The organism is Paenibacillus phocaeensis (genome assembly GCF_900021165.1).
Lineage (GTDB): Bacteria > Bacillota > Bacilli > Paenibacillales > Paenibacillaceae > Fontibacillus > Fontibacillus phocaensis.
Genome location: NZ_FCOQ01000036.1, coordinates 1 through 25,897 on the forward strand (window position 1 = coordinate 1; position 25,897 = coordinate 25,897).

General features: G+C 57.7%; 18 protein-coding genes. 6 read left to right on the forward strand and 12 right to left on the reverse strand.

What is annotated here, in order from left to right:
- On the reverse strand, window positions 1–370 hold a 370-nt coding region (gene tsaB, locus BN3795_RS23275), incomplete at its 3' end, for a tRNA (adenosine(37)-N6)-threonylcarbamoyltransferase complex dimerization subunit type 1 TsaB (protein ID WP_110945340.1).
- A complete protein-coding gene (gene tsaE / locus BN3795_RS23280; protein WP_232730025.1) occupies window positions 367–873 on the reverse strand; it encodes a tRNA (adenosine(37)-N6)-threonylcarbamoyltransferase complex ATPase subunit type 1 TsaE in 507 nt (168 codons plus the stop codon). The genes tsaB and tsaE, both read right to left, overlap by 4 nt.
- 1,106 nt (window positions 874–1,979) lie before the next feature.
- Here tsaE and ku point away from each other — a divergent pair.
- Window positions 1,980–2,948 carry a non-homologous end joining protein Ku gene (gene ku / locus BN3795_RS23285; protein ID WP_068787066.1) on the forward strand — a complete coding sequence of 323 codons (969 nt, stop codon included), beginning with the start codon at window positions 1,980–1,982 and terminating at the stop codon, window positions 2,946–2,948.
- 12 nt (window positions 2,949–2,960) lie between these two features.
- On the opposite strand, the gene BN3795_RS23290 is transcribed toward ku, so the two are convergent.
- A complete protein-coding gene (locus BN3795_RS23290) occupies window positions 2,961–3,908 on the reverse strand; it encodes an ATP-dependent DNA ligase (RefSeq protein WP_068787067.1) in 948 nt (315 codons plus the stop codon).
- Window positions 3,909–4,075: 167 nt separating this feature from the next.
- Between BN3795_RS23290 and ligD the strand changes: the two genes are divergently transcribed.
- Window positions 4,076–4,975, forward strand: a complete 900-nt coding sequence (ligD, locus tag BN3795_RS23295) for a non-homologous end-joining DNA ligase (RefSeq protein ID WP_068787068.1) — start codon at window positions 4,076–4,078, stop codon at window positions 4,973–4,975.
- A gap of 25 nt (window positions 4,976–5,000) precedes the next feature.
- On the opposite strand, the gene cls is transcribed toward ligD, so the two are convergent.
- Window positions 5,001–6,431 (reverse strand): cardiolipin synthase, encoded by a 1,431-nt coding sequence (gene cls / locus BN3795_RS23300; protein WP_068787069.1) that lies wholly within the window; start codon window positions 6,429–6,431, stop codon window positions 5,001–5,003.
- A gap of 180 nt (window positions 6,432–6,611) precedes the next feature.
- Here cls and BN3795_RS23305 point away from each other — a divergent pair, with 180 nt between their 5' ends.
- Window positions 6,612–7,610, forward strand: a complete 999-nt coding sequence (locus BN3795_RS23305; RefSeq protein ID WP_068787070.1) for a M23 family metallopeptidase — start codon at window positions 6,612–6,614, stop codon at window positions 7,608–7,610.
- A 32-nt stretch (window positions 7,611–7,642) separates the two neighbouring features.
- Window positions 7,643–8,059 (forward strand): bactofilin family protein, encoded by a 417-nt coding sequence (locus BN3795_RS23310; RefSeq protein ID WP_068787071.1) that lies wholly within the window; start codon window positions 7,643–7,645, stop codon window positions 8,057–8,059.
- Between the two features lie 67 nt (window positions 8,060–8,126).
- Here the strand turns inward: BN3795_RS23310 and BN3795_RS23315 are convergent, their stop codons facing one another.
- From BN3795_RS23315 to BN3795_RS23345, 7 genes are all read right to left on the reverse strand, one after another.
- Window positions 8,127–8,903, reverse strand: a complete 777-nt coding sequence (locus tag BN3795_RS23315; protein WP_110945341.1) for a DUF2705 family protein — start codon at window positions 8,901–8,903, stop codon at window positions 8,127–8,129.
- Window positions 8,896–9,810: an ABC transporter ATP-binding protein gene (locus BN3795_RS23320; protein WP_110945342.1), complete on the reverse strand. Its 915-nt coding sequence runs from the start codon at window positions 9,808–9,810 to the stop codon at window positions 8,896–8,898. The genes BN3795_RS23315 and BN3795_RS23320 overlap by 8 nt, the downstream gene beginning before the upstream one ends.
- Before the next feature lie 299 nt (window positions 9,811–10,109).
- On the reverse strand, window positions 10,110–11,978 hold the full coding sequence (locus BN3795_RS23325; protein WP_068787072.1) for an ABC transporter ATP-binding protein: 1,869 nt from the start codon (window positions 11,976–11,978) through the stop codon (window positions 10,110–10,112).
- Window positions 11,975–13,693: an ABC transporter ATP-binding protein gene (locus tag BN3795_RS23330; protein WP_068787110.1), complete on the reverse strand. Its 1,719-nt coding sequence runs from the start codon at window positions 13,691–13,693 to the stop codon at window positions 11,975–11,977. The genes BN3795_RS23325 and BN3795_RS23330 overlap by 4 nt, the downstream gene beginning before the upstream one ends.
- A 229-nt stretch (window positions 13,694–13,922) precedes the next feature.
- Window positions 13,923–18,521 (reverse strand): glutamate synthase large subunit, encoded by a 4,599-nt coding sequence (gltB, locus tag BN3795_RS23335; protein ID WP_068787111.1) that lies wholly within the window; start codon window positions 18,519–18,521, stop codon window positions 13,923–13,925.
- A 584-nt stretch (window positions 18,522–19,105) separates the two neighbouring features.
- Window positions 19,106–21,295, reverse strand: coding sequence for a YhgE/Pip domain-containing protein (locus tag BN3795_RS23340; protein WP_068787073.1), 2,190 nt, complete (start codon window positions 21,293–21,295; stop codon window positions 19,106–19,108).
- Between the two features lie 53 nt (window positions 21,296–21,348).
- Window positions 21,349–21,936: a TetR/AcrR family transcriptional regulator gene (locus BN3795_RS23345; RefSeq protein WP_068787074.1), complete on the reverse strand. Its 588-nt coding sequence runs from the start codon at window positions 21,934–21,936 to the stop codon at window positions 21,349–21,351.
- Window positions 21,937–22,232: 296 nt separating this feature from the next.
- Between BN3795_RS23345 and BN3795_RS23350 the strand changes: the two genes are divergently transcribed.
- A complete protein-coding gene (locus BN3795_RS23350; protein ID WP_068787075.1) occupies window positions 22,233–23,414 on the forward strand; it encodes an MGDG synthase family glycosyltransferase in 1,182 nt (393 codons plus the stop codon).
- Here BN3795_RS23350 and thpR read toward each other — a convergent pair.
- On the reverse strand, window positions 23,411–23,977 hold the full coding sequence (gene thpR / locus BN3795_RS23355; protein WP_068787076.1) for an RNA 2',3'-cyclic phosphodiesterase: 567 nt from the start codon (window positions 23,975–23,977) through the stop codon (window positions 23,411–23,413). The two genes, BN3795_RS23350 and thpR, sit on opposite strands and share 4 nt — an antisense overlap.
- A gap of 154 nt (window positions 23,978–24,131) precedes the next feature.
- On the opposite strand from thpR, the gene BN3795_RS23360 reads away from it, so the two are divergent.
- Window positions 24,132–25,829: a methyl-accepting chemotaxis protein gene (locus BN3795_RS23360; protein ID WP_068787077.1), complete on the forward strand. Its 1,698-nt coding sequence runs from the start codon at window positions 24,132–24,134 to the stop codon at window positions 25,827–25,829.
- Window positions 25,830–25,897 lie beyond the last annotated feature (68 nt).

A 25,897-nucleotide genomic window follows, 5' to 3' on the forward strand; every position in this document is an offset into this window, starting at 1 on the left:
CGGCGGCGTCTTGCCCGCTGGCGCTGGCCCAGCCGCCCAGCGCCAAAGCGGCCAGGCTCGAGACGCCGTAGACCGGAAGCCGGAGCGACCACGCCAAAGTTTTGGCGGTCGTGACGGCAATCCGGATCCCGGTGTAGGAGCCTGGCCCAATCCCGACGGCGATCCCGTTCAAGTCCCGTTTGGCGAGCCCCGCCGCCTCCAGGCAATCTCCGATCGCCGTCACCAGATATGCCGAATGGTTCCGTTCGGCATGGATATTTCGTTCGGCCAGCACGCGGCCGCCCTCCATCACCGCCACCGCCAGCGAAGAAGTGGCGGTGTCAAACACCAGCAGCCGCTGCGATGGCCGCTTGTTTTCATATTCGTTCATGGTTCGGATACTCCATTCTCTTTCAGGGCGGATACCCACGCTTCATAGGTCCCGCCCTGCCCATTAAGATGCAGGCGCCGCCCCGTTGCTGACACCGTCTCTACGTAGATGCGCAGCACGTCCTCCGGAAGCAGCTCCTCAATCAAGCTGGCCCACTCCACCAAGGTGACGCCATTTCCATAAAAATACTCGTCCAGTCCCAGCTCATCCGCCTCATCCAGCGAAAGCCGGTACACATCCATATGATAAAAAGCCAGCCTTCCCTCATACTCCTTGATCAAAGTAAAGGTCGGACTGTTCACCGTATCCTTCACTCCAAGGTGCTTCGCGAACAGTTGGGAGAACGCCGTCTTGCCCGCACCGAGGTCTCCGTCCAGGGCGATCACCGTCCCCGGCTGAGCCAGCTTCGCCAGCGCTTCCGCCAGCCGCTCCGTCCCTTTCAGATCTTCGGCTTCATATACCCACTGCGCTGAGGGGGTGCCCTTGTCCATATTCATACTCATACTCACTCTAGCTTACCACCTTTATCGTGGGATCACGCAAGTACCTCGAACACAGCTTTAGTGCCCCTAACGGAACGAGAGGCCCTTATTTGCTCATTTCCCGGACATTTCCTGCGCTAACGGAATCAAGAGCCGCTATTCCGCCTTCTTGGCAGTAAAAACACCGAAATCCAGGCAAATAAGGTCTCTCCGTTCCGTTAGCGACCAGATCCCCGCGCCTGCAGACAAATAACGTCTCTGGGTTCCGTTATCAACTCAGTTCTAGTACCTCTAACGGAACGAGAGGCCCTTATTTGCTCATTTCCCGGACATTTCCCGCGCTAACGGAATCAGGAGCCGCTATTCCGCCTTCTTGGCAGTAAAAACACCGAAATCCGGTCAAATAAGGTCTCTCCGTTCCGTTAGCGGCCGGATCCCCGCGCCTGCAGACAAATAACGTCTCTGGGTTCCGTTATCAACTCAGTTCTAGTACCTCTAACGGAACGAGAGGCCCTTATTTGCTCATTTCCCGGACATTTCCCGCGTTAACGGAATCAGGAGCCGCTATTCCGCCTTCTCGGCAGTAAAAACACCGAAGTCCAGGCAAATAAGGTCTCTCCGTTCCGTTAGCGGCCGGATCCCCGCGCCTGCAGACAAATAACGTCTCTGGGTTCCGTTACCAACTCCGCCCTTGGTATTGGTTACCCTTACGCATCCCTATACCGTCTGGTTTACCTTACGGTTCGGTTCGCGCTCCTTCAACTACGTCATTCCTGCCTGTTGCGGTCGCCTCAAACTCATCAGCTCGTCCTTGATGTCCGTCACGATCCGCTCCCCTTCATCACTCAATCCCGAACGTCTCTCACGATCCGCTCCCTTTCATCACTCAATCCCTGACGTCCGCTACAACACCGCACAATCATCTCCACGGACACCGGTTAGGCACTGTCCTCATTATATCGGTCCACCGCACCCCCCGCAACCGCTGAACACCGGAACGAATGGGGGGCCGCAGCCGAGCGAAAAGAGCGTAAATAGAAACGACGTTTAAAACCATACTACGAATAAGCGAATCTGCAAAGTGGATCCCCAAGCGGATCCATAGGAACAAGGAAGGGGTTACTACCATGCATACTGTCTGGAAGGGAGCGATCAGCTTCGGGCTGGTCCATGTGCCGGTCAAAATGTTTTCGGCCACCGAAGACAAGGACATCTCCATGAAATACATTCATAAGGTTTGCGGCAGTCCGATCTCCTATGTAAGGCGCTGCCCGTCCTGCGAGGTAGACGTGAATTGGGAGGAAATCTCGCGGGGTTACGAATATGAGAAAGGCAAGTACGTGCTTTTTGAAAAAGAAGAGCTGGAGCAGCTGTCCGCCCATGCCGAGAGAACGATCAACATCATCGATTTCGTGGACTTGGAGGAGATCGATCCGATTTATTTCCAGAAGACGTATTACCTGTCTCCGGACCAGGCCGGCGGGAACGCGTACCAACTGCTGCTGGAAGCGATGCGTCAATCGGGGAAAATCGGCATCGCCAAACTCGCCATCCGTTCCAAAAGCAGCCTCGCGGCCATCCGCGTAATGGAAGGATGCCTGGCGATCGAGACGATATTTTACCCGGACGAAATCCGACCGATCTCCCAAGTGCCCAATCTGCCGGAGAACATTCAGGTGAACGACAAGGAGTTGACGATGGCGAAAATGCTGATCGAGCAGCTGTCCACCCCGTTTGAGCCGGAGAAATACACCGACGACTACCGCGAGGGACTGCTGCACCTGATCGAGCAAAAAGTCGCCGGCGAAGAGATCAGCCTGGCTCCGGCCAAGCCGGAAACCAATGTGATCGACCTGATGGCGGCGCTACAGGCGAGCATCGAGGCGGTGGGGCCGGTCGCCACCGATCCGGGTTCCGCTGCCGCAGCACCGGCGAAGCGCACGCGCAAATCGGCCGCCAAGAAAGCGAAGGCCGAGCCCGCTGCGGCCCCCGCCGCAGCGTCGGCAGGCACCGAGACTGCAACGCCAACAACGCCAAGCGTTGCGGTCAAACCGAAGCCCAAACGGCGCAGCGCCGCCAAGCCGAAGGCAAAATAAACATTCCTGCCGCTACATGCTTTGCCCCATGTCGCACGCCTCGGGCGGGACGTTCGCCCATCCCTGGATGATGGGGTGGCGCATCGTGCCGCCGGGCGTCCATTCCAGGAACTGAATTTTGACGGTCAGGGCCGGCTGAAGCCAGACGGCCCCTTTGATGCGTTCGGGGACGTTGGCAAACGGACGGTTTGCGAGGATCAGCGGCTTCACGTTCTCCGTCAGGTCGCGCCAATCGGATACCTTCCAGTTGCCGCTCCCCGCATGCCCGATGTAGATGAACCGCCCCTCCGGGTCATACAATCCGAGCAGGATGGCATTGACTCCGCCATCGCGGTAAGTCACACCGCCAATCGCCGCGTACAAATCGCGGGCCAATTTCTTCTTCACCCAGCGGGCATCCTTGCCCCCCATCGTATACGCGCTGTCCAGCCGTTTCGAGACAATGCCTTCCCAGCCCCGCTCCTTCATCAAGCCATACAACAGCTCGCCGTCCGCCACGTTAGGGACAATCTGCACCCGTTCCGAAGGAATCACCAGCTCCTGCAGCAACTGCTGGCGGCGCACAAGCGGCTCGCCGTTCACCCACTTGCCGTCCTGGTACAGGATGTCGAAGATCATATAGATCGCCGGTATCCGCCCGGACGCGAAACGGATCTCCTGCTCCCGCCGCAGGCTGTCGCGGCGCATGATCTCATGGAACGACGGCCTGCCCCCCGAGAGGGCGATCATTTCCCCGTCGAGAATCACCGATTTGGCGCGGCAGTAGGCCCCCGTATCCAGAAACTCCGGATACTGCAGCGTCCGGTCATTTCCCTTGCGGTTGACCAACTTCACCTCGCGGCCATCGTGATACGTCAACATCCGTACCCCGTCCCACTTCACCTGGGCCACCCATTCTTCTCCTTGCGGAATCGTATCGCTGCGAATCGGTTCAAACGGTGCGACCGGCTTCAGTTCCATACAGACCTCTTGCCTCCTCTTAAGCTCCAATCCATTTCAACCTGCTTCCCAAGTTTGCCCCCGCGCCTCCGGGTCCATTCCGGCATAGCCGGATCGGGGCTCATAGTTTCCCGTCCCCCAGGCAAGCCTAACACCAAACCCATCCGATGAGGAAAGGAGGAGCGGCCATGCCCCGACCGATCAAAGGGACGATCTCAATCGAAGGCGAGGAGGTGCCTGTCTCCAACCCGGATAAGCTGTTATGGCCCGAAGCGGGCATCACCAAGTTGATGTATCTGGAGAAGCTGGCTGAGCTATCGCCTTACCTGTTGAAGTATTGCCGCAACCGTTTGCTGACGACGATTCGTTATCCGGGCGGCATTCACGGCAAATTTTTTTATCAGAAAAATGCGCCCGATCCACTGCCCCCCTTCGTCCGCACGGCCATCTACGAGAACATCAATTACGTTGTACTCGACCGGCTGCCGGTGCTGCTGTGGCTCGGCAACCTCGCCTGCATCGAATTCCATCCCTCCCTGCATTATGTCGGGGAGCAACTGCCCTGCGAATGGATAATCGACCTCGATCCCACGCTGGAAGACGAACCGCGGATGATGGAGGCAGCGGCTTTGGTCGGGGACATCTTGACCTCGCTGGGCTTGCAGTCCGTGCCGAAGACCTCGGGAGCAACCGGCGTACAGATCATCGTGCCGATCGAATACGGCGTAACCTTCGACGAGCTGCGTTCCATCGGCCATTTCGTAGCCCGCTACGTCACGGAGAAGCACCCGAACCTGTTCACCATCGAACGGCTGAAAAAAGACCGCGGCGATAAAATCTATTTCGACTATCTGCAACATTACGGCGGCAAAACCCTGGCAGCTCCATATACACCGCGCGCCCGGACGGCCGCCAGCGTCTCGACGCCCCTTGCCTGGGACGAGGTTCGGAAGAACCCCAAGCCCGCCGATTTCAACCTGCTGAATATCGGCCAGCGGCTGAAGGAACGCGGCGATTTGCTGGAGGCGGTGCCCCCGCAATCCTTGAAGCTGATTTTGCAGCATCTGAAGGCACCGACTCGCGCTTAAGGATGACAAGGATTCGGTCCATCGGCTACAGAAGCGGAGCCAGAAGCCTCGCCAGCAGTTCCAGCCCCTTCTGCCTTCGCGACCGTCCGGCGAATTCCTCCGGCCGAATCGGGATCGAATCCGCCAGATCCTGCCGGAAATCCCGCTCCAGCCGGGCAATCGCCTCCGGGTCAAACAGCAGGGCGGTTAATTCAAAGTTGTAGAAGAAGCTGCGCATATCCATGTTCGCCGTTCCCACGGAAGCGAGCAGGCCGTCGATCAACATCACTTTGGCATGGAGAAAACCCTTGGTATATTGAACGAACTGGACCCCGGCCTGCAGCAGCTCTTCAACGTACGACAGCGAAGCCAGCTTGACCAAGCGGCTGTCCGAATGATAAGGCATCATCACAATCACTTCGACCCCGCTTAATGCCGCCGTTTTGAGCGCCGAATACACGCTGGGGTCCGGAATAAAATAAGGCGAAGCAATCCAAATTCGGCGCTTCGCCACCGCGATAGAATTAAAGATCATTTCCTGAATCGCATTCCGCGGCAAATTCGGGCCGCTCGTCAGGATCTGCACCTGCTCCCGCCCGGGACCCTCACGGGCCGGAAACAAGGCAGGGTCCCCGAGATCCTGGCCCGAGGCCAGCAGCCAATCCTCCAGGAAGGCGAGCTGCAGATCATTCACGGAATCTCCCTCCAGCTGCAGATGCGTATCGCGCCAATACCCCATTTTCTCATAGAGACCCAGGTAGTCGTCGCCCACGTTCAATCCGCCTACGAAACCGACTCTTCCATCCACCACGACAATTTTGCGGTGATTGCGGTAATTGACCCGGCGATTCCACACGGCAACCCGCGGCGGCAGGAAGAAATAGACCTCCACCCCGGCTTCCTTCAGCCGTTTAACGAACGCGTGCGCCAGCTTGAAGCTCCCGAGCCCATCGCAGAGCATCCGGACCTTGACCCCTTCCCGGGCTTTGCGAATCATCACTTCGCCAAAGGCCGACCCGATCATATCGCTGCGAAAAATATAAAATTCAAGGTGAATATGATCCCGCGCCTGTTCCATTTGCTCCAGCATAGCTCCAAAAGCCGATTCCCCGGAGGAATACACCTCTGTCCGGTTTCCGCAGGTAATCGGGTTGACCGCCTGATGCGTCAATAGCTTGAAAAGCCGTTCCTGCTGAACAAATTCGGGATTGCTCATCTTCTCCAGCGTATCCGCGGTCAACGACCGGGCGCGGAGCAGCGACCGAAGAGCTCGAAACGGGACCGGTCCGCGGTGCTGGAGTCTTTTGCGCTTCTTGTATTCGCGCGCCATGAGATAGTAGAGAACAGGCCCCACAGGTGGACACAAGAACAAGATAAACATCCAGGCAACGGCTTTGCCGGGATTGCGGAATTCGAGCAGCAGGATGAGTGCGAGATGTACGATGAAAATAAGTAAGATGCCGATCAGCCAGATCATGCCTTCCACCCTCCCTGCCATCAGCATTAACCATTCGGACGGCGGTTTATTCATCGGAACTCTCTGAATGAGGCAGATTCTGCCGCCATTTATATGAGACAGGACCAGTTTTTTGACATGATTTAAGAATCATAGGAATAGATAAGTTATAGAACCAACGAAGCGTAGGGAGGGGATGCCATGAGGAGCGTAAGCGTACCGAATCCGAATCGGATGACGCTGCTTGTCCTTCGGGATGCCGGCCGGCCCGTCAAACAGGTGCAAGTGTCCAAGCCGCTTGTTGTTGCTGTGCCTTTGCTGGCGCTGCTGTCCATTTCCGGGCTCATCGTCAGCCTGCAGGTTCATTCGGACCAGACCGTTTCCCGCCTGGAACAACAGCTGGAGCAGCAAACCCTGGCCTTTGAAGCCGTGGTCACCAACAAAGAAGAAGCGATTCAACGTTTGCAGAACGAAGTGATCACCTTATCAGGCCAGTCCAAGGAAATGATGGACCGGATGGAGCGGGTAGCCGAGCTCGAAGCGGAGCTTCAGAAATTTATCGATAAATACGGAGACGGCGATGCGAAGAACCTGGGCAAGCTGTCTTCGTTACCCTGGGACGATCCGCGGGATGAGCTTGGAGACAGCGGCGTTGGCGGCGAGTTCATCGCGGTCCACGAGAACGAGATTGAAGCGCTGGCAGCGGACACGCGGGACAACTTCGCGGCGATGAACGACATGCTGGACGAGATGGAGAAGCATGTTCCGCTCACCCTAAAGAAAGCGAGACAAACGCAGTACTCCCTCTCCGGCACACCCTCGGAATGGCCTACGCTGTCCACGCGGCTGACCTCCAATTTCGGTTACCGGACCGATCCGTTCACCGGCCGGGCGGCCTTTCACGCGGGGATCGATATTGCCGGCAAAGTAGGCGATTCCGTATATGCCGCAGCCGCAGGCAAGGTTATCACCGCCAAGCAGGACAGCTCTCACGGCAAATACATCGTGATCGAGCACCCGGGCGGCCTGCAAAGCTGGTACATGCATCTGAGCGATATCGACGTCTCCGTCGGCGATGAGGTGAAGAAAGGCGACAGCATCGGCAATCTGGGCAATACCGGGCGCAGCACCGGACCCCATCTGCATTTTGAAATCGTCAAAAGCGGCAAAGCCATCGATCCGATGCCTTATTTGAAGTAATCCTGATGTGGAAAGGAGGCAGATGAACCGTTATGTTCAAAGACAAGAAAGCCCCCCGTCTGACCGACACCTTAATCGGTCAAGGCAGCCTGGTGGAAGGCAAACTGGAATGCAAATCCAATCTGCGCGTGGAGGGTCAAATTCACGGGGAGATTGACTGCCAGGGGCAGGTGATCATCGGCGAAACCGGGGAAGCCATGTCCAACATTAAAGGCGCCGAGGTCATCGTCGCCGGCAAAGTCGTCGGAGACGTATCCACGACAGGCAAATTAACGATCACGTCAAGCGGCCAGATCGACGGCAACGTAGAGGTTGCCAAGCTGATCATCGTGGAAGGCGGTCTGCTGAACGGATCGAGCAAAATGGAACGGGTTGCCCCCGCCCCTTCACCCTCGGCCTCTTCCGGCAAAGGAAAGGTGAAGAAAGCGGCGCGTCCTGAAGCCGGGTAAGGCGAAATGAGCGTAAAAAAGTTCCCGCCTGAAGAGGCAAACGGGAACTTTATTTTTTTGCGTATAGTTAAGCCGCGACATCCCTTTTCTTGAACACCAGCCAGGCCACCGCCAGGAACAACAATACGTAGGCCGCCAGCACGGCTGCGGAGAAACCCAACGTCATGCCGGCCGGACCAATCTGACCGCCGCGGTATTGCCCCAGGTCCATATTGGCGAACAGCAGATATTTAGCCCAAGGATAACGGATCGGGTTAAACAGCATCGTAAAGATGTTGCCCGCAAACAGGATAAAGATCGACAACCCAATCGCAATGCCGCTGGAGCGGAAGACCGTCGACAGCATAAACGAAAACGCAGCGATGACCAGCAGATCGATATAGCTGTACAGCAGGCTCTCCAGGATCCGGCCCAGCGGGCTTTCCCCCGGAAGGAAAATTTGCGAAGGCACATTCGGGAAAATCAGAAACGCGACAGCCCAGGCGGCGGCGAAAAATACCACGCTCATCGCCAGCGTAAACAACAGCACGGCCAGCAGCTTGGAGAGCAGCACCTTCGTCCGCGTCCAAGGCCGGATCAGCAGCAGCTTGATCGTCCCCCAGGTGAATTCGCCGGCCACGATGTCAGCGGCTACGACCGCTGCGTAAATGCTGACGAGATAATACAGGAAGCTTAATTGATCCAGGGCATCCCAGGCGCTAATGCGGCGGCCGCCCCCGTCCAGTGAGAACAGCAGTCCAAACAAGATCGTCAGCAGGACAAGCAGCCCGAACATAATCCAGGTGCGGACCCGCCGGTAGATCTTCATGTTTTCGTTTTGGACCAACGCCAGAAAATTATTCAATGTGCTTCCCTCCCGTCAGCTCCAGGAATTGATCCTCCAGCGAGCGTGTCACCGTCTGGATGGCGTATACGTCGATGCCCGCCATGACCAGCTTGGCGTTCATGTCCGCCGCCGCTTGCCGATCGGCGGATACGATCAGCCGGCCGCCTTCGATGCGGCCACCTTCAATGAGCTCCGCCGCACGCCGCGGATCGCTCACTTCAAAGGCCGTCTCCCGCTCCCGGCCTTCTCCCGCCTCCGGATGCAGGGACTTGACGTCCACGAGCCGTCCCTGCTGGATGACCGCGACCGTGTCGCACATCAGTTCCATTTCCGACAGCAAATGGCTGGAGACGAACACGGTCGTGCCTTCCTCCCGCGCCAGCGCCCGCAGATAATCGCGGAGCTCGCGGATGCCCTGCGGGTCGAGCCCGTTGGTGGGCTCGTCCAGCACCAGCAGCTTCGGCCGATGCAGGATGGCCTGCGCAACCCCAAGCCGCTGGCGCATGCCCAGCGAATACGTCTTGACCTTGTCATGGATGCGGTTCTGCATGCCTACCCGCTCGACCGCCTCCCAGATCCGCTGTTTCGTAACCCCCGGAGACATGCGGGCATAATGCAGCAAATTTTGATACCCGGTCAGGAACTTGTACATCTCCGGATTCTCCACGATGGCGCCGACATGCGAGATCGCCTCTTCAAATCGGTCCTTGATGCTGGCCCCTTCAATCAGGATGTCACCTTCCGAAATCGACATTAATCCGACCATCATTCGGATCGTTGTCGTTTTCCCGGCTCCGTTGGGTCCCAGGAAGCCGTATACCTGACCCCTTGGAATGTCCAGCGTTAATCGGTCGATCAGCGTCTTGCCGCCGATGCGCTTGCTGATGTCCCGCATGCGCACGACCGGTTCCTGCGTCATCTCCATGGATACTCCCCTACTCTCTCTTCGAACTGTATCCCGTTAAGTCAGGATAATTTATCCTATTCTACCATAAGGCGCCCGCCGGCTAAAGCTTTCAGGAATGACGCACCGCTGATGGAGAGCTGATGAAACGGGATGACATGCAGGATGAATCGAGCCCGCTGAGCATACGAAACCGCCCCCGGAGCGGCCAAGGGCGGTTTCGTACTGGGAGTCGGAAGCTCGGTTCCTGTTCCTGTTCCTGTTTCTGTCCCGGCTTGCAAGCCAGGGTGAAGCCGTGAGCGGGCGGTTGATTGGTTGGTTCACACTCCGCTTGCTTGCGAATCTTCGCCGTACCACAGCTGGCGGAAGCTTGCGCTTGAGGCGAGCAGTTGCTCCGCCGTGCCTTCGGCTTCAATCGTGCCGTCTTTCAGCACGAGGATATGGTCCGCGTGCGAGAGCGCGGCCTTGCGGTGCGACACCACGAGGCAGGTGGCCTGGCCTCGGGTCTGGAACAACCGCTCCCACAGCTTACGTTCGGTCTCGACGTCGAGCGCGCTCGACAGGTCGTCGAATACGTACAGCTGTGCCTCGCGCACGAGCATCCGGGCGGCCGCGGTCCGCTGGACCTGGCCGCCCGAGAGCTTGACCCCGCGCGGCCCGACCATCGTGTCGAGGCCATGCGCCAGTTGCGCCACGTCGTCCTCCAGCACGGCGACGTGCAGCGCCTGCGTCAGGCTGCCCCCGCTCTCGGGCAGCCCGAGCAGGATGTTGTTCCGCAGCTTGTCGCTGTACAGGCGCGGGATTTGCGCCGTATACGCACTTTGCGGCGGAACGAAGAAGTCTGCCGGCGTGGTGACACGGCGTCCGTTCCAGCGGATCTCGCCGGCTTCCGCTGGCAGCAGGCCAAGCAGCACCCGCAGCAGCGTGGTTTTGCCGGAGCCGATCATCCCGGTGACGACCGTAAACGAGCCGCGCGGAAGGCTCAGGCTGACGTTCTCGATCCCCCGGCCGGTCTCCGGGTAGCGGTACGTTAGCCCGCTTGCCTCCAGCAGCTGAAGCGGCTCCACCGGATGAACGGCTGGCGGCACCGACCGCTCCGCCTCCAGCTTGCCGGATAGCTCTGACGGCTCCAGCCCCCGGACGGCGGACGTTTCATGAGAAGCCCCCAGCGATGGATCGCCGTCCACCTGCCACGGCTTGCCGATACCGATGTATGCCGGAAGCGTCAGCAGCTTGGCCGGCGCGCCCTGGAGCATTTGCTTCAAGCGGGTGAAGCTGATCGCCATCTGCTTATAGAACGTCATAAAGTTGCCGACGTTCGAAATCAACTGAGTGACGAAGGTCAAATAGTAGATGAACAACGACAAATCCCCAACGGAAAACGATCCGCTGCGCATCTTATAGCCGGCCAGCACCAGGATCAGTCCCGTCCCGAGGTTGACGGAGTTCGTAAACACGGAGGACAGCGACTCGGTGATCAGCTTGTCTTTGACCATCATCTTCCGGCGTTCGTCGCTCAGCCGTTCGAACCGGCGCACAATTCGCCCTTCCGCCCCGGCGACCTGAATGGCCTGAACGTTCGCGAACATCTCGCTGATCGAAGCGGTGACCTTGGCCGTAGCCGCGCGGCTGGCAGCGCGGTACTTCTGGATGCGCGCCGTGGCAATCTGCGCTGCCGTGACAACCAGAATCAGCGGGACAAAAACATAAAACGTCAGCTGCGCATCGATGGAGATCAGGATATAACTGGAGACGGCAACAAATCCGATGAGGCCAAACATATCCACCGACCAGCTCATGGCTTCCTCGGTTTGGTCCACGTCGTCACGGAAATTGCTGATCGCTTCCCCCGGCGAGCAAGGGATGGCCTTGGCGCCGGGCTCTTTGAGCACATGGGCCAACATATTCCGCCGCAGCAGCATGCTGATGCGGAAGCGATAGCCGCCATCCGTCCAGCAGCCAACGGCGATCAGCATGATGCGCGCCAGCGCTACGCCGATGAACAGCGCCATCAGTCCCTCGACTCCATACGGGAAGTCGACCCGGCCTTCCAGATCGTCGAAGAATGCCTTCGTAATTAGACCGGGAAGCAGCGGGACCATATGGATGACCATCCATGAGAACAAATTGGCCAAATAATAAGCCGGGCGATACAACAGCAGCCTCCAGAAGAAATGCCGCGTATTCATGCTAACACCTCCTCCAGGCCAACGGACAGCATTCGGCTGAACCGGGACGCCGGATCAGCGGCCAGATCGGCCCGCGGCCCGTATTCCACGATCCGGCCGTCCTCCAGGATCAGAATCTGATCCGCGCGTTGTACCGTCGATAACCGATGCGCAATCATAATGCACGTCCGCGATTCCAGCAGCCGGCTGATCGCCGCCTCGATCCGATTCTCCGTCAACGGGTCAAGGCGCGAGCTGGCTTCATCCAGGATCACCAGCCCCGGGTTTGTAAGGAACACGCGGGCGAAAGCAAGCAGTTGCGCTTCGCCGGCCGACAGGCTGCCTCCTCCGGAGGAGAGGACCGTGTCGAGCCCGTCGGGCAAGGCGGCATACCACTCCTGGAGCCCCAATTCGCTCAGCACGGACAGAATATCCTCGTCCCGAATACGCTCATCGAACAGAGCCAGGTTATCGCGAACGGTGCCCTCCATAATCTCGATGTTTTGCGTCACCATCGCCACCGCACTGCGCAGCTCCTGCAGCTTGCACTCACGAATGTCGATTCCCGACAGCTCGATCTTGCCCTGCTGGGGATCATAGAAGCGCAGCAGCAGCCGGGCCAGCGTCGATTTGCCGCTGCCGGTGCGGCCCAGCAGACCCAACGTTTCGCCCGGCTTCAGCACCAGATCCAGATCGTGCAGCGTCGGCTCCCCCTCCTCTTCGTAGGCGAAGGTCAGTTGGTCGAATTTTACGGACAGCGGCCCTTGCGGCAGCGGCGCCCCCGGCCCGTCGGTAATTTTCGGCTTCGTGTTCAGCAATTCGCGGACGCGGATCAGGCTGGCGTCGGCTTTTTGCAGATCATCCAGCTGGGTTCGGATCTTCTCGATCGGCTGCGCCAGCAGCTCCGTGTAATAGAAGACGAGGTAGATCGAACCGATCGTCAGCTCGCCCCTTCTCCACAACCAGGCGCAGACCAAAAAAGCGGCGGCGTTTCCCAGCGCAAACACCAGGATCGTAGTTCCCCACATCATGCCGAAACCCAGTGATGCGCGAATGCGTACCGGCAGCATCCGCCGGGACATCGCATAGAGGCGTTCCAGCACATAGCCGGCGGCTCCGTTCGCCCGGGTATCCTCGGTCCCCTCCAGCTGTTCGCCGATAAACCCGTAAAGCTCGGCATTTTGCGCCCGCCATTTAGTCCAGACCGGAACGGTGAATTGGCGGATTCGGCGAATGATAAAGATCGCCCCGACAACGAACAAGCTCATCGCTGCGCCGATCCAGATGTTTTCGCGGAACAGCAGCACCAGAATCCCCGACATGAGCAGCAAATTGCCCAGCAAATGGATCAAAAAGCTGGAGAAGAAGTTGGCCAACGCGTTGACATCACCGTCCACTCTTTCGATCAGAGCGCCGGAAGTGTTCGATTTATGAAACGACATATCCAGCGACAAGCAGTGCCTCACAAGGTCCGCCCTCAGCTTGTTGGTGGTGGTCCAGCCCAGGTTCTCGCTGAAGAAGGAGGCGCAGACCGATACGATCTGCTGGGTCAAGGAGAAGCCGATGAAGAGTCCCGCCGCAATATACAAGGGCTTGAGGCTTCCTTCCCCTTGAGCCGTGTCGATAAAATAACGAATCACTTGCGGATTGATCAGTTGCAACGCGATGGAAATCAACAGCAGCGCGGCCATTTTGAACAGCAGCTTCCGCTGCGCGAACACGTACTTCTCCAGCATCTCGCGGTAATGCCCCAGCGGCTTCGTCCTTCGTTTGCCGCCTTGCGGGGCATAGGTTTGTTCTGACAAGGGCGGACCCTCTCCTTCCACGTCCGGTTTCTAAGATTCTCCAAAATATTGTATTACAAAAACATATGTTCGTACAACCTGTTTCTTTCATACTAAAAACTGCCCCGCTGTCGTCATAGACAAACGGGGCAGTCTCAACCTGCTGAAAGAGTCGAACGGTTTAATTGTTGCCGGCGCGAGCCAGCTCGCGTGCGTTCGCTTCAAAGGCGGCCAGCAGGGCCGCTTCGCCCTTCAATCCTTCGTCTTCCACTTTGCGGATTTGCTCCAGCATCCGCTTGTAGTCCTTCGGAATGACGCGGACGAACTTCGGCAAGTACTCGTTCCACCGATCCAGCACCCGGCGTCCAACCGTACTGTCCGTGTAAAGAATGTGACGGCTGATCAACGTCTGCAGCTGATCCGCTTCCGCCGGGTCTTCGACCGCCTCCAGCAAGATCATCTCCAGGTTGCAACGGCTGGCGAAATCTCCGCTTTCATCCAGAACGTAAGCGATCCCGCCGGACATCCCGGCCGCAAAGTTCCGGCCGGTTCCGCCCAGGACGACAACGCGTCCGCCGGTCATATATTCGCAGCCGTGGTCGCCGACGCCTTCAACGACCACGTTGGCTCCTGAGTTGCGCACCGCAAACCGCTCTCCGGCAATCCCGCGGATATACGCCTCTCCGCTTGTCGCCCCGTAGAACGACGTATTGCCGATGATGATGTTCTCCTCCGCCGCAAACGTGGCGCGCGGCGACGGCTTCACGACAACCTTGCCGCCGGACAACCCTTTGCCGGTATAGTCATTGGCGTCGCCTTCGACGGTCAGCGTCATGCCCTTCGGTACGAACGCCCCGAAGCTTTGCCCCGCCGAACCTTCGAAGTGGAACGTAATCGTATCTTCAGGCAGCCCCTGCTGTCCATAGCGGCGGGTAACCTCGCTGCCCACGATCGTCCCGGTCGCCCGGTTCACGTTGCAGATCGGCAGCCGGGCGCTGACGGCTTCGCCGCGCTCCAATGCGGGGAGAGCCAGGGGCAGGAGCTGCGTCAGATCCAGCGTCTCTTCCAGCCCGTGGTTCTGCTGCTTCGTGCAGTAGCGGCTGCTTCCCTCAGGCAGCTCCGGCATATGCAGCAGCGAGCTGAGGTCGACGCCGGACTTCTTCCAATGATCGACCGCCTTGACCGTATCCAGGCAATCGGTACGTCCGATCATCTCTTCCAGCGTGCGGAAGCCCAGTTCCGCCATCCATTCGCGCAGGTCCTCCGCGACGAACGTCATGAAGTTGACGACGTGCTGCGGATCGCCGCTGAAGTTTTTGCGCAGTTCCGGGTTTTGCGTTGCGACGCCAACCGGGCAGGTATCCAGCTGGCAGACCCGCATCATGATGCAGCCTACCGCCACCAGCGGCGCGGTCGAGAAGCCGTACTCCTCAGCGCCAAGCAGAGCGGCAACGGCGAGGTCGCGGCCGTTCAGAATCTTGCCGTCGGTTTCCAGCACGACGCGGTCGCGCAGATTGTTCAGCATCAGCGTCTGATGCGTTTCGGCGAGCCCCAGCTCCCAAGGCAGACCCGCATGGCGGATCGAGCTTTGCGGCGAGGCCCCGGTTCCCCCGTCATAACCGCTGACCAGAATGACATCGGCGCGGCCTTTGGCAACGCCGGCGGCGATCGTTCCGACACCGGCTTCCGAGACCAGCTTCACATTGATGCGGGCCCGCGGATTGGCGTTCTTCAGATCGTAAATCAGCTCTGCCAGGTCCTCGATCGAATAGATGTCATGGTGCGGCGGCGGCGAGATCAGACCAACCCCCGGCGTGGAGCCGCGTACTTCCGCAACCCAAGGATACACCTTGATTCCCGGCAGTTGTCCGCCTTCGCCCGGTTTAGCCCCCTGCGCCATCTTGATCTGAATTTCGTCGGCATTGACCAAATAATTCGAGGTGACGCCAAAACGTCCCGAAGCCACCTGCTTGATTGCGCTGCGGCGCAGATCGCCGTTCGCATCCGGCACATAACGCGCCGGATCCTCGCCCCCTTCGCCGGTGTTGCTCTTGCCGCCGATGCGGTTCATCGCAATCGCAATCGTCTCGTGCGCTTCCTTGCTGATCGAACCGAAGGACATCGCCCCGGTCTTGAAGCGGCGCAGGATCGATGCCGCCGATTCCACCTCTTCCAACGGCACCTTCGGTCCGACCGGCTTCAGATCCAGCAAGGAACGCAGGGTCAAGTGCTTCTCGTTCTCGCCTTGCACCAGCGCGGCGAACTTCTTATACAGCTGATAGTCGCCCGTCCGGACCGACTGCTGCAGCAAATGCACCGTCTGCGGGTTGAACAGATGCTCTTCCCCGCCGCTGCGCCACTGGTATTCCCCGATGGAATCCAGCACCTTGTCGCTGCCGTCCTTGTCGGTATAGGCCCGGAAGTGATGAGCGAGCGTCTCCGCCGCCACTTCCTTCAGGCCGATGCCGCCGATCCGCGAAGGCGTCCACGTGAAGTAGCGGTCCACAAACGACGGCTCCAATCCAACCGCTTCGAATATTTGCGCTCCGCGATAGGACTGAATCGTCGAGATGCCCATTTTGGACAACGTTTTGACGACTCCTTTGGTCGCGGCCTTGATGAAATTGTACACGGCTTTTTCATGCGAAATCCCTTGCAGCATACGCTGTTCGATCATGTCCTTTAAGGTCTCGAACGCAAGATAAGGATTCACCGCACTGACACCATAACCAAGCAGCAAGGCAAAGTGGTGCACCTCGCGCGGTTCGCCCGACTCAAGCAGCAGGCTGACCTTGGTCCGCGTCTCCTCACGGATGAGATGGTGATGCAGACAGGACACGGCCAGCAGCGCCGGAATGGCCGCATTCTCCGCATCCGTGCCGCGGTCGGACAAGATCAGGATGTTGTGGCCTTTGGCGATGACCCGGTCGGCCGCTTCGCATAACGTATCCAAGGCTTTGCGCAGCCCTTCCGCCCCTTCTGCGGCCGGGAACAGGATCGGAATGGTGATCGCCTTAAAGCCCGGACGATGCAAATGACGAATTTTCGCAAAATCCTCATTGGACAGGATCGGCGAATCCAATCGAATCTGCCGGCAGCTCTCCGGCTCCGGCTGAAGCAGGTTGCGCTCCGGTCCAATCGTCGTCGCGGTCGAGGTGACCAATTCCTCACGAATCGCGTCGATCGGCGGGTTCGTGACTTGCGCAAACATCTGCTTGAAGTAGTTGTACAACCGCTGCGGCTGTTCCGATAATACGGCGAGCGGCGCGTCGTAGCCCATCGAGGCGATATTTTCCTGGCCGGTTAAAGCCATCGGTTCAAGCACTTTCCGCAGGTCTTCATACGTATAGCCAAACGCCATTTGGCGGCGCGCAATATCTTCATGGCTTTCCAGCGGAAGCTCCTTCGCTTCCGGCAAGTCTTCCAGTTCAACGAGATGCTCGTTGAGCCATTCGCGGTAGGGGTGCTCCTTGGCGATCGCCGACTTCACTTCCTCGTCGGATATGATCCGGCCTTCCTGCGTATCAACCAGCAGCATCCGGCCCGGACGGAGCCGATCCTTGTACAGCACATCCTCCGCCGGGATATCGAGCACCCCGACCTCCGAGGACAGGACGATCAAATCGTTCTTCGTCACATAATAACGCGACGGGCGCAGGCCGTTCCGGTCGAGGATAGCCCCGATCTGGATGCCGTCCGTAAAGCCCATGGCCGCAGGCCCGTCCCACGGCTCCATCATCGTGCTGTGATATTCGTAGAACGCCTGCTTATCCGGGTCCATGTCCTCCCGGCCGACCCAAGGCTCAGGCACCATCATCATGGCGACATGCGGCAGGGAACGTCCGCTCAGGTACAGGAATTCAAACGTGTTGTCAAACATCGCCGTATCCGAGCCGTCCGGATTGATGATCGGCTTAACCTTCTCCAAATCGGAGCCGAACGCTTCGCTCTTGAACATCGACTGACGGGCATGCATCCAGTTCACATTCCCGCGCAGCGTGTTGATCTCGCCGTTGTGAATCATGAAGCGGTACGGATGCGCCCGCTCCCAGCTTGGGAACGTATTCGTACTGAAGCGCGAATGCACCATAGCGATCGCCGACTCCAGCGTCTCGTCCCGCAAATCCAGATAGAACTGCCCCACCTGCTCCGTGGTCAGCATCCCTTTGTATACAACTTTCCGGCACGACAGACTGGATACGTAAAAAGCATCCCCCTGCTCCGCTCCGCTGTAGCGGATCGCAAGCTCAGCCCGGCGCCGGATCACGTACAGCTTGCGCTCGAAGTCCAAATCGTTCTGAAGCTCCGCGGATCGCTCAATGAACACCTGGCGGACGAACGGCTTCGCCGCTTTAGCCGATTGGCCCAGCATCTCATCGCGAGTCGGCACGGTACGGAAGCCGAGAACGCGTTGTCCTTCCGCCTCGGCGATGCGCACGAGCTCCTCTTCCTGCTTGGCTCGAGCAGCCTCGTCATGAGGCAGAAACAGCATCCCCACACCATACTGTCCTGCATCCGGCAGAGTGAATCCCAGCTTCATCGCTTCGGCGGCAAAAAACCGGTGCGGGATTTGCAGTAAAATACCTGCGCCGTCCCCCGAGTTCGGCTCGCTGCCTTGACCACCCCGGTGCTCCATATTTGCCAGCATGGTCAGCGCCTGGCTGACGATATCATGGGAAGCCTTCCCTTTGATATGGGCCACGAAACCCATGCCGCAAGCGTCTTTTTCGAAGGCGGGATCATAAAGTCCCTGCTTGGGAGGTATAACGGTATGTTTCATCATCTGACGCAACCTTTCTATTTAGAGGTAGTTCGCAACTTGATTAACGAAGATAAGCGGATCATTGCCCATGCCCTGCCACTATGCCGGATAAGCCCGGTTCAATCTTTCTTACTATTCTAACGGAAAATGTCACGTCTGTTTTTGCATTATATTCTCTTTATTTTGCACTATTGATTAGAACTTTCTGGCTCTGCCAGGGCGGTTTTGCCACGAAAGCGTCACCATATGAAGCCGGGTTGTTGTCTCTGCAGGACTCTTTGCACCATTATCCCTTTTGTTAAGGGGAGGAAGGTTCGAAGATCGGAACCCAAGTCCGTCAACAACTCTCATTTCAACCTCATCAAGAGGGGGGCCCAGAGACCTCGTAACCCCGTGACCTCGTGACCCCATAACCCTGTGACCCTGTGCTCCCGGTGACCTGATCATACGGGATAATCATGCAAAGCGTCCGGACAGGACAAACCGTTCTATCCGCATACCGCGCGGCATCCCTTAATCCCTCGCTTAAAAATGACGAAGCGCCCCAACGCAAAAAAATCCGCCCCCGGATAAACCGGGGAGCGGATCTGTTAGGAATACTCTTAATGTGATTGTACGCTCAGATTGGCTTCGGGACTGATATCCGCGCTCTGTTCGTGACGCAGGAAGTAGACCAGCGTGAGCGCCAGGAATACGACGCCGAACGCGGCCAGGAAGCCGATATTCTCCCAAGCGATCGGCATATCGCCGGTTGAGATGACCGCCTTGAAGCCTTTGACGCTGTACGTCATCGGCAGGATCGGGTTGAAGGCTTTCATCCAGTTCGGAATCAGCTCGAGCGGGAAGGTCCCGGCACTGGTCGTCAGTTGGAAGATCAGCATCAGGATCGCCAGGAACCGACCCGGGTTCTCCAGCCAGGTCACCAGGGCCTGAATGATGAACATGTAACATAAGCTGGTGATAAAGGCGAAGAGATAGAAGAGCGGAACGCTCTTGACCGCAAGCCCCAGTCCGTACAGAACCAGCACGACGGCCAGCAAGGATTGCACCAGGCTCATGCCGGCAAAAGCCATCGAGCGGCTTACAAAGCGATTCCAGCCGCTGGCTTCCGCCACCGAGGTGCCTCGAACCGGCACGACCAGCGTCGAGATCAATGCCCCTACGAACAGGCCAAGCGACAGGAAGTAAGGGGCAAAGCCCGTGCCGTAATTCGGCACTTCGTTCACCTTCTGCTCATTGATTTGGATCGGCTCGGCATACATGTTCACGAGCGCATCGGTCTTCTTCACTCCGGACGTTTGTTCCGCAGCATCGGTCAGCTTCGTAGCCAATTCGCCCGAGCCGTCCGTCAGTTGATCCATGCCGTTCTTCAACTCGCTCGCACCGGCATCCAGCTTCTTCGAGCCGTCCGCCAGCGTGCCTACCCCGCCGGACAATTGCTCGACGCCGCCAAGCAGTTGTTTAGCGCCCGCGCTAAGCTGACCGGCCCCGCTTGCGAGCTTCTGTCCTCCGGCAGCCGCTTCCGACAACTTGCTGCCGAACAACTCAAGGCCGCTCGCCAGTTGCTCTTGGCCCGCCGTTAATTGCGTCGCGCCTTGCAGCAACTGCTCTTGGCCTGCCGTCAATTGCTTCCCGCCTTGGACCAGCTGTTCCTGGGCGCTATGCAGATTCTGGCTGCCTTGCAGCAACTGCTGATTCCCTTGGTGCAGCTGTTCGCTGCCTTGAGCTACCGCTTTGCTGGCGGCGATCAGTTGCTGAACCGCCGCGTTCTTCGCCAGTTCCGGATTGGCTTGGGCAAGCTGCTCCAAACCTTGCGCTACGCTGTTCGCCCCTGCGGCTACTTTCGCGCTGCCTTGAACCGACGATTCCAGGCCGGTTTGCAGCTCAGCGCTGCCTTGCTCGGACGCCGTTAAGCCGGCTTCCAGCTTCTTCGCGCCTTCCAGCGAAGCTTGAAGGCCTGTTTGCAGTTGCGTACCGCCTTGATGCGCCTGCTTGGCTCCATTCTCCAACTGCTGGTTGGCGGCTTCGAGCTGTGTCAATCCGCCGGCCAAGCTGCTGGCCCCGGTTTTGACTTCATTGATGCCCCGGTACAGCGACTGTGTGCCCTTCTCCAGCGGCACAACGCCGTTCTCCAGCTTCATCGTGCCATCGACCAGTTTGGTCAGATTCTCCTTCAGCTTCTTCGCGCCGTCGTCGAGCTTCGCCGCTCCGTCGTTCAGGGTGCTGGCACCGCTGCCCGCATCGCTGAGCCCGCCTGAAATTTTCTCCACTTGGTCGAACAAGGTTTCCGTATAGGCTTCCGTCACTTTGGCAGAGACCTTGGATTTGATTTCTTTCACCGCCGTGCCGCCGATCTGTGCGGCCAAGAAGTTATAACCTTCATTAGGCTCGAAGATCAGCTGCGCCGGCGTCGGATGCTCATCCATCAGCGTGGTTGCCTGGGATGAGAAATTGTCCGGAATCACGATCGTCATGTAGTAATCGTTGTTCTTCATCCCGGCTTCCGCTTGCTGACGGGTGACGAATTTCCACTGGAAATCGTCGCTCTTCTTCAGCTCGGTGACGAGATCCTCACCGACCTTGAGCTCTTTCCCCTCGTATTGCGCCCCTTGATCCTCATTCACCACCGCAACCGGCAGCTCGTTCATCTTCCCGTACGGATCCCAGAAGGCCGTCAGGAACATGCCGCTGTACAGTACGGGAATGAACAGCACGACAAGAATGGGGATGAACACTTTAGGATTCTTGAAGGTGGCCCCCATATCTTTGAAAAATACGCTTAATGATTTCATTTTCGCTTTCTCTCCCCTTAGTGGCTTCTCTCTCTATAGTTGATGTAAATCGTTTAGGCTTCCATGGGCAGAAGCAAGCCTCCCGCCAGAAAATCACGGATAAACTCCTTGATTTGTTCTTTACACAAAGGCTTATTGTTTTTGTTCCAATCCGACGTAATCGCGATATACAGCTTGAACACAACGAAAGCAACCAGCTTAGGATCAAACGAGCGGATTTCCTTCCGGTTAGCCGCCCGGGTGAGATGACGCTCCAGATACTCCAGGATCGCATTTTCGATCTGCTCCAGACCCTCTTGGGCTTTGGGGGTGCCGAAGTCGCGAACCTCCTGGGACAACTTGATCAGGAGCTCATGCCTGCTTCGGAATTCCAACAACCCGTCCATTGCCCGGTGCAAGTTCTCGAAGAAAGGTTTCTCCTCATCAATCTCCGGTTCGATGACCTGCTTCATTTCCGTAATGACGGAACGCAAAATTTCATCGAACAACTCCTCCTTGTTCGTAAAGAAGGTGTAAATCGTTCCTTTGGCCACATTCGCAATTCTCGCCACTTGGTCCATCGTCGTTGCTTTGTAGCCGAATAATGCAAAAGACTTCTCTGCCGCTTCGACTACGAGTTTACGGCGATCTACCACAGCCATCCTTGTCACCTCCCTGCGTGAAATTGTCGATCGTACCGAAAAATGACTAAAATTCATTTTCGGTCATTTGGTCAATCCCTACTTTACTCCTCCCGCCTAACAATTGCAAGATGTTTTTTCAGGATTTTTCATTCATTTTCATCCGCCTGTCCCAACCTTGGATCATTCCGGCCGCCTCCCCGACCTAAGTCCAGTTGGCGCACCCGTCCCCAGCCTCTTCAAGCCGGCATACAAACCACATACACTTAGTATCAAGAGCATTGAATCGGACTATCCTTGGGAGCAGGTGAATTCTCATGCGTAAACGAAGAGTGTTAATCTTATCGGAGGGCTTCGGAAGCGGACATACGCAAGCCGGACATGCGCTGGCGGCTGGACTGAAGCAAATGGATCCGCAGATCCGGACGAAGGTGCTGGAGCTGGGTTCGTTCCTGAATCCAACCGTCGCACCGCTGATCCTGTCCGCTTACCGGATGACGGTGAACGCCAGCCCGGCATTGGTGGGCCTGTTTTATAAGCACAAATATGAGAAACCCGTGGGGAAATTGACGCGGTTGGCTTTGCACAAAATGTTCTATCAGCACACCGCCGAGGTCATCGCCCAGCTTCATCCCGATCTCATCATCTGCACCCATCCGATCCCAAGCGCGATCGTTTCCTACCTCAAGGTGACTGCAGGGTTGAACGTTCCCCTCTGTACGCTTATTACGGATTATGATGCACACGGATCCTGGATGAGTCCCGGCGTGGACCGGTATCTCGTCTCTGCGCCGGAGGTGAAAGCCCTGCTCGTGCAGCGCGGCGTAGCCCCTTCCAAGGTGCAGGTTACGGGCATTCCCGTGCACCCGGACTTCTGGAGCAAGCAAGAGAAAACGTCCGCTCGGGAGGAATTGGGGTTAAAAGATATGCCCACCGCCCTCGTCATGGGAGGCGGCTGGGGATTATTGTTCAGTGAGGAGCTGCTGGCCAAACTGGCAGCCTGGCGCGAGAAAGTCCAGATCGTCTTCTGTATGGGCAGCAACGAGAAGCTGGCCGCAAAGCTGCGTATGCACCCGGCCCTTCAACATCCGAACATGAAGGTCATCGGATTCACGCGGGAGATCGGCAAATGGATGGATGCCTCCGATCTGCTCATCACCAAACCCGGCGGCATGACCTGCACCGAAGGAATGGCCAAAGGCATTCCGATGTTGTTCTTCGAATCGATCCCTGGCCAGGAGGAGAAAAACCGTGAATACTTCGTTCAGCGCGGCTTCGGCGTCGAGTTGGACTCACCGGAGGTGTTGGACAGCTGGTTTGCCAACATCCTGGGTCGCAATGCGGATCACGGTCGAACCGTGCTACAAGCGGCCGAGCGGCAACACAGCTATCGCCCCGACCGCTGCGCAGGAGCTGTGATCAGCCTGCTGCATCCGTCAGCCGCTCCGGCGCGCGTACGCCTGCAGATTGCCGCTTCTGCCGAACAGCGCGCCAATTAAGACAGCAGCGCCGTTCCAACCACTTCATACATCGGACGCTCGTGCATATGCGTCCGATAAATGACCAGGCGGTCAGCCGTCCAGGTCCCGAATTCCGGCAAGACCTGCAGCGCCTGCGGATCCAGCCGGGCCCCTTCCCGATACTTCCGGGCCAGCGTAATATGCGGGCTGAAGCGCCGTTCCTCCGGCACAAAGCCCAGCGCACGGTTCTCCGACGTAACCCGGCCGTGCAGACGTTCCAGCCCGGCCACCTCCCCGCGAACGCCCGCCCAAAGCACGCTGGGACTTGCCGGACGACCGAAAGTGCCGATTCCCGCCGCCTCCAAGCTCAGCGGTGCTGCTCCTTTCGCCGCTTGCTCTATTGAAGCCGTCAGATCGTCTAAACGTCCCGGAGAGGTATCTCCCAGAAACTGCACCGTGATATGATAGTCCCCGGCATGTACCCATTTCTTGAACTGCAGCCGCGCGGTTTGTTCCTTGCACCAGGCATCCAGCTTTTGTTTGATCTCCTGTGGAAGGGGCACCGCGATAAACAACCGCCATTTCTCTTCATTCCCTGACATATTTCGTCACCTTCCGTGATTTTTTTCTCTCTTTATTCATCTTTTTCGACAAAATCATGTGCGATAGATTACATCCCGCTAATTTATTCTCTATATAATGTGTCTTAGTGCTGCTGGCATATACAGTCATCAAGTGAATTGAGGGAGTTGGAACATGAGCTTTGCACAAAAAATTACTACCGTACTGATTGGACTGCTGCTCCTAGTCGGTTCGTTGATCGGGTTATTTGGCTATCAAATGACGTATCGCCAGGTGGAGAAATCCGTCGGAGTCGAGACGGTAGGCTGCGCCAACATTACGACCGGACTCGTTGCGCCGGATGCCGTTGCACGGCTTGCCGGCGGAGATCGCTCGGAGCTTGCCGAGCTCGAGAAGGGTTTAAACTGGACGGTTGAACACAAGCCGCTGTTTAAGGAAGTCTTCCTCATGTCGCTGGACGGCACCATCCTCGCCGCAGATCAGAACCTGCAGAGCCGGGGATATCAGGCCGGAGACGCTTTTTATTTCAGCGAACAGGACCGGGACATGATCCTCCAGATGAAGCATTCCGTATATACCAAGGTGTATTCTTATGACGGGGTGAAGCTGCTCAGCGGATACGGCCCGATCTACAAAGATCACGACCCCAATCAAGAAATCATCGGACTGATGGTCATCAACTTCGATGCTTCCATTATCGGGGAGAGAACCCGCGACATCCTGCTCCTGCCTTTCCTCATCGGAGCCGGCGTCCTGATCGCCGCCGTCGTCTTCGTGTACTTCTTCATCCACCGGATGATTCGTCCGCTGGAAACGTTGTCCCGCCAGGTAGAGCAGGTTGCTCACGGCGATTTGACCGTACAGACAGGTCAACTGCACAGCCAGGACGAAATCGGGAAATTAACGCGCAATTTCACGAAGATGGTTGACAACTTGCGGCAACTGATCACCGAAGTGAACGAAACCTCGATGCACGTGGCTTCTTCTTCGCAGGAACTGTCCGCCAGCGCACAGCAAACCGGAAAGGCCAGTGAGCAAACCGTAGAGATCACCTTGTCCCTTGCCGAAGGCGCCGAGCGGCAGCTTGCGACCCTGGAATCCGAATCGGCCATGCTGCGCAGCATGTCTGAACGGATCGGACAGATCGCACGCCGTGCCGAAGACGTCTCCGCGTCGGCGCAGCAGGTCTCCGCTGCATCAAACCAAGGGGGACAAGCTATTGAATCCGGCGTGGAACAGATGGCAACGATGGAAGCGAAAATCATTCAGCTTTCCGCGATCATTGAAGAGCTGGGCGGCCATACCAAAGAGGTGCAAAGCATCCTTGACATCATGGCGGACATCGCAGCCGAAACGAATCTGTTGGCGCTAAACGCTTCGATCGAAGCTGCTCGGGCCGGGGAATACGGCAGCGGATTTGCTGTCGTCGCTTCCTCGGTCCGCAAGTTGGCCGAGCGATCCGCAGCTTCGGCGCAGCAAATCGGCGAGCTTGTCACTCATATCGTGGGCCAGGTGGAGCTCACCGGCAGTGCGATGGACGAGACCGTCCGTGAAACGAAACGCGGTGCCGAGCTGGTGCGCAGCGCCGGAGCCTCCTTCGCGGACATCAAAGCCTCTGCTCAATTCACCGCTGCGTCCATTGCCGATGTGAGCGAAGGGGTTCGGCTCTTGTCGGACAACTCGCAAAGACTGGTGCAGTCGATTGACGAAATCGTCCGTTTTGCCGGCCATACGGCGCTCAGCGCACAGAATATGTCGGCGTCCTCCGAGGAACAGCTGGCCGCCATGCAAGAGGTTGACGCTTCAGCGAGCTTCCTCTCGGGGTTATCGGAGAAGCTTCATACCTTGATCGAACGCTTCAAAGTGGTTTGAAGCTGCACGCAAAAAAAGACCTTGCCCAAGCCTTATATTCGGCTTGGGCAAGGTCTTTCCTGTAACCG

Bases quoted from the DNA above. Each gene is read 5' to 3' on its own strand.
- tsaE (WP_232730025.1), bottom strand. From the start codon at position 873: ATGAGTATGAATATGGACAAGGGCACCCCCTCAGCGCAGTGGGTATAT.
- ku (WP_068787066.1), top strand. From the start codon at position 1,980: ATGCATACTGTCTGGAAGGGAGCGATCAGCTTCGGGCTGGTCCATGTG.
- BN3795_RS23290 (WP_068787067.1), bottom strand. From the start codon at position 3,908: ATGGAACTGAAGCCGGTCGCACCGTTTGAACCGATTCGCAGCGATACG.
- ligD (WP_068787068.1), top strand. From the start codon at position 4,076: ATGCCCCGACCGATCAAAGGGACGATCTCAATCGAAGGCGAGGAGGTG.
- cls (WP_068787069.1), bottom strand. From the start codon at position 6,431: ATGATCTGGCTGATCGGCATCTTACTTATTTTCATCGTACATCTCGCA.
- BN3795_RS23305 (WP_068787070.1), top strand. From the start codon at position 6,612: ATGAGGAGCGTAAGCGTACCGAATCCGAATCGGATGACGCTGCTTGTC.
- BN3795_RS23310 (WP_068787071.1), top strand. From the start codon at position 7,643: ATGTTCAAAGACAAGAAAGCCCCCCGTCTGACCGACACCTTAATCGGT.
- BN3795_RS23320 (WP_110945342.1), bottom strand. From the start codon at position 9,810: ATGGAGATGACGCAGGAACCGGTCGTGCGCATGCGGGACATCAGCAAG.
- BN3795_RS23325 (WP_068787072.1), bottom strand. From the start codon at position 11,978: ATGAATACGCGGCATTTCTTCTGGAGGCTGCTGTTGTATCGCCCGGCT.
- BN3795_RS23330 (WP_068787110.1), bottom strand. From the start codon at position 13,693: ATGCTGGAGAAGTACGTGTTCGCGCAGCGGAAGCTGCTGTTCAAAATG.
- gltB (WP_068787111.1), bottom strand. From the start codon at position 18,521: ATGAAACATACCGTTATACCTCCCAAGCAGGGACTTTATGATCCCGCC.
- BN3795_RS23340 (WP_068787073.1), bottom strand. From the start codon at position 21,295: ATGAAATCATTAAGCGTATTTTTCAAAGATATGGGGGCCACCTTCAAG.
- BN3795_RS23345 (WP_068787074.1), bottom strand. From the start codon at position 21,936: ATGGCTGTGGTAGATCGCCGTAAACTCGTAGTCGAAGCGGCAGAGAAG.
- BN3795_RS23350 (WP_068787075.1), top strand. From the start codon at position 22,233: ATGCGTAAACGAAGAGTGTTAATCTTATCGGAGGGCTTCGGAAGCGGA.
- thpR (WP_068787076.1), bottom strand. From the start codon at position 23,977: ATGTCAGGGAATGAAGAGAAATGGCGGTTGTTTATCGCGGTGCCCCTT.
- BN3795_RS23360 (WP_068787077.1), top strand. From the start codon at position 24,132: ATGAGCTTTGCACAAAAAATTACTACCGTACTGATTGGACTGCTGCTC.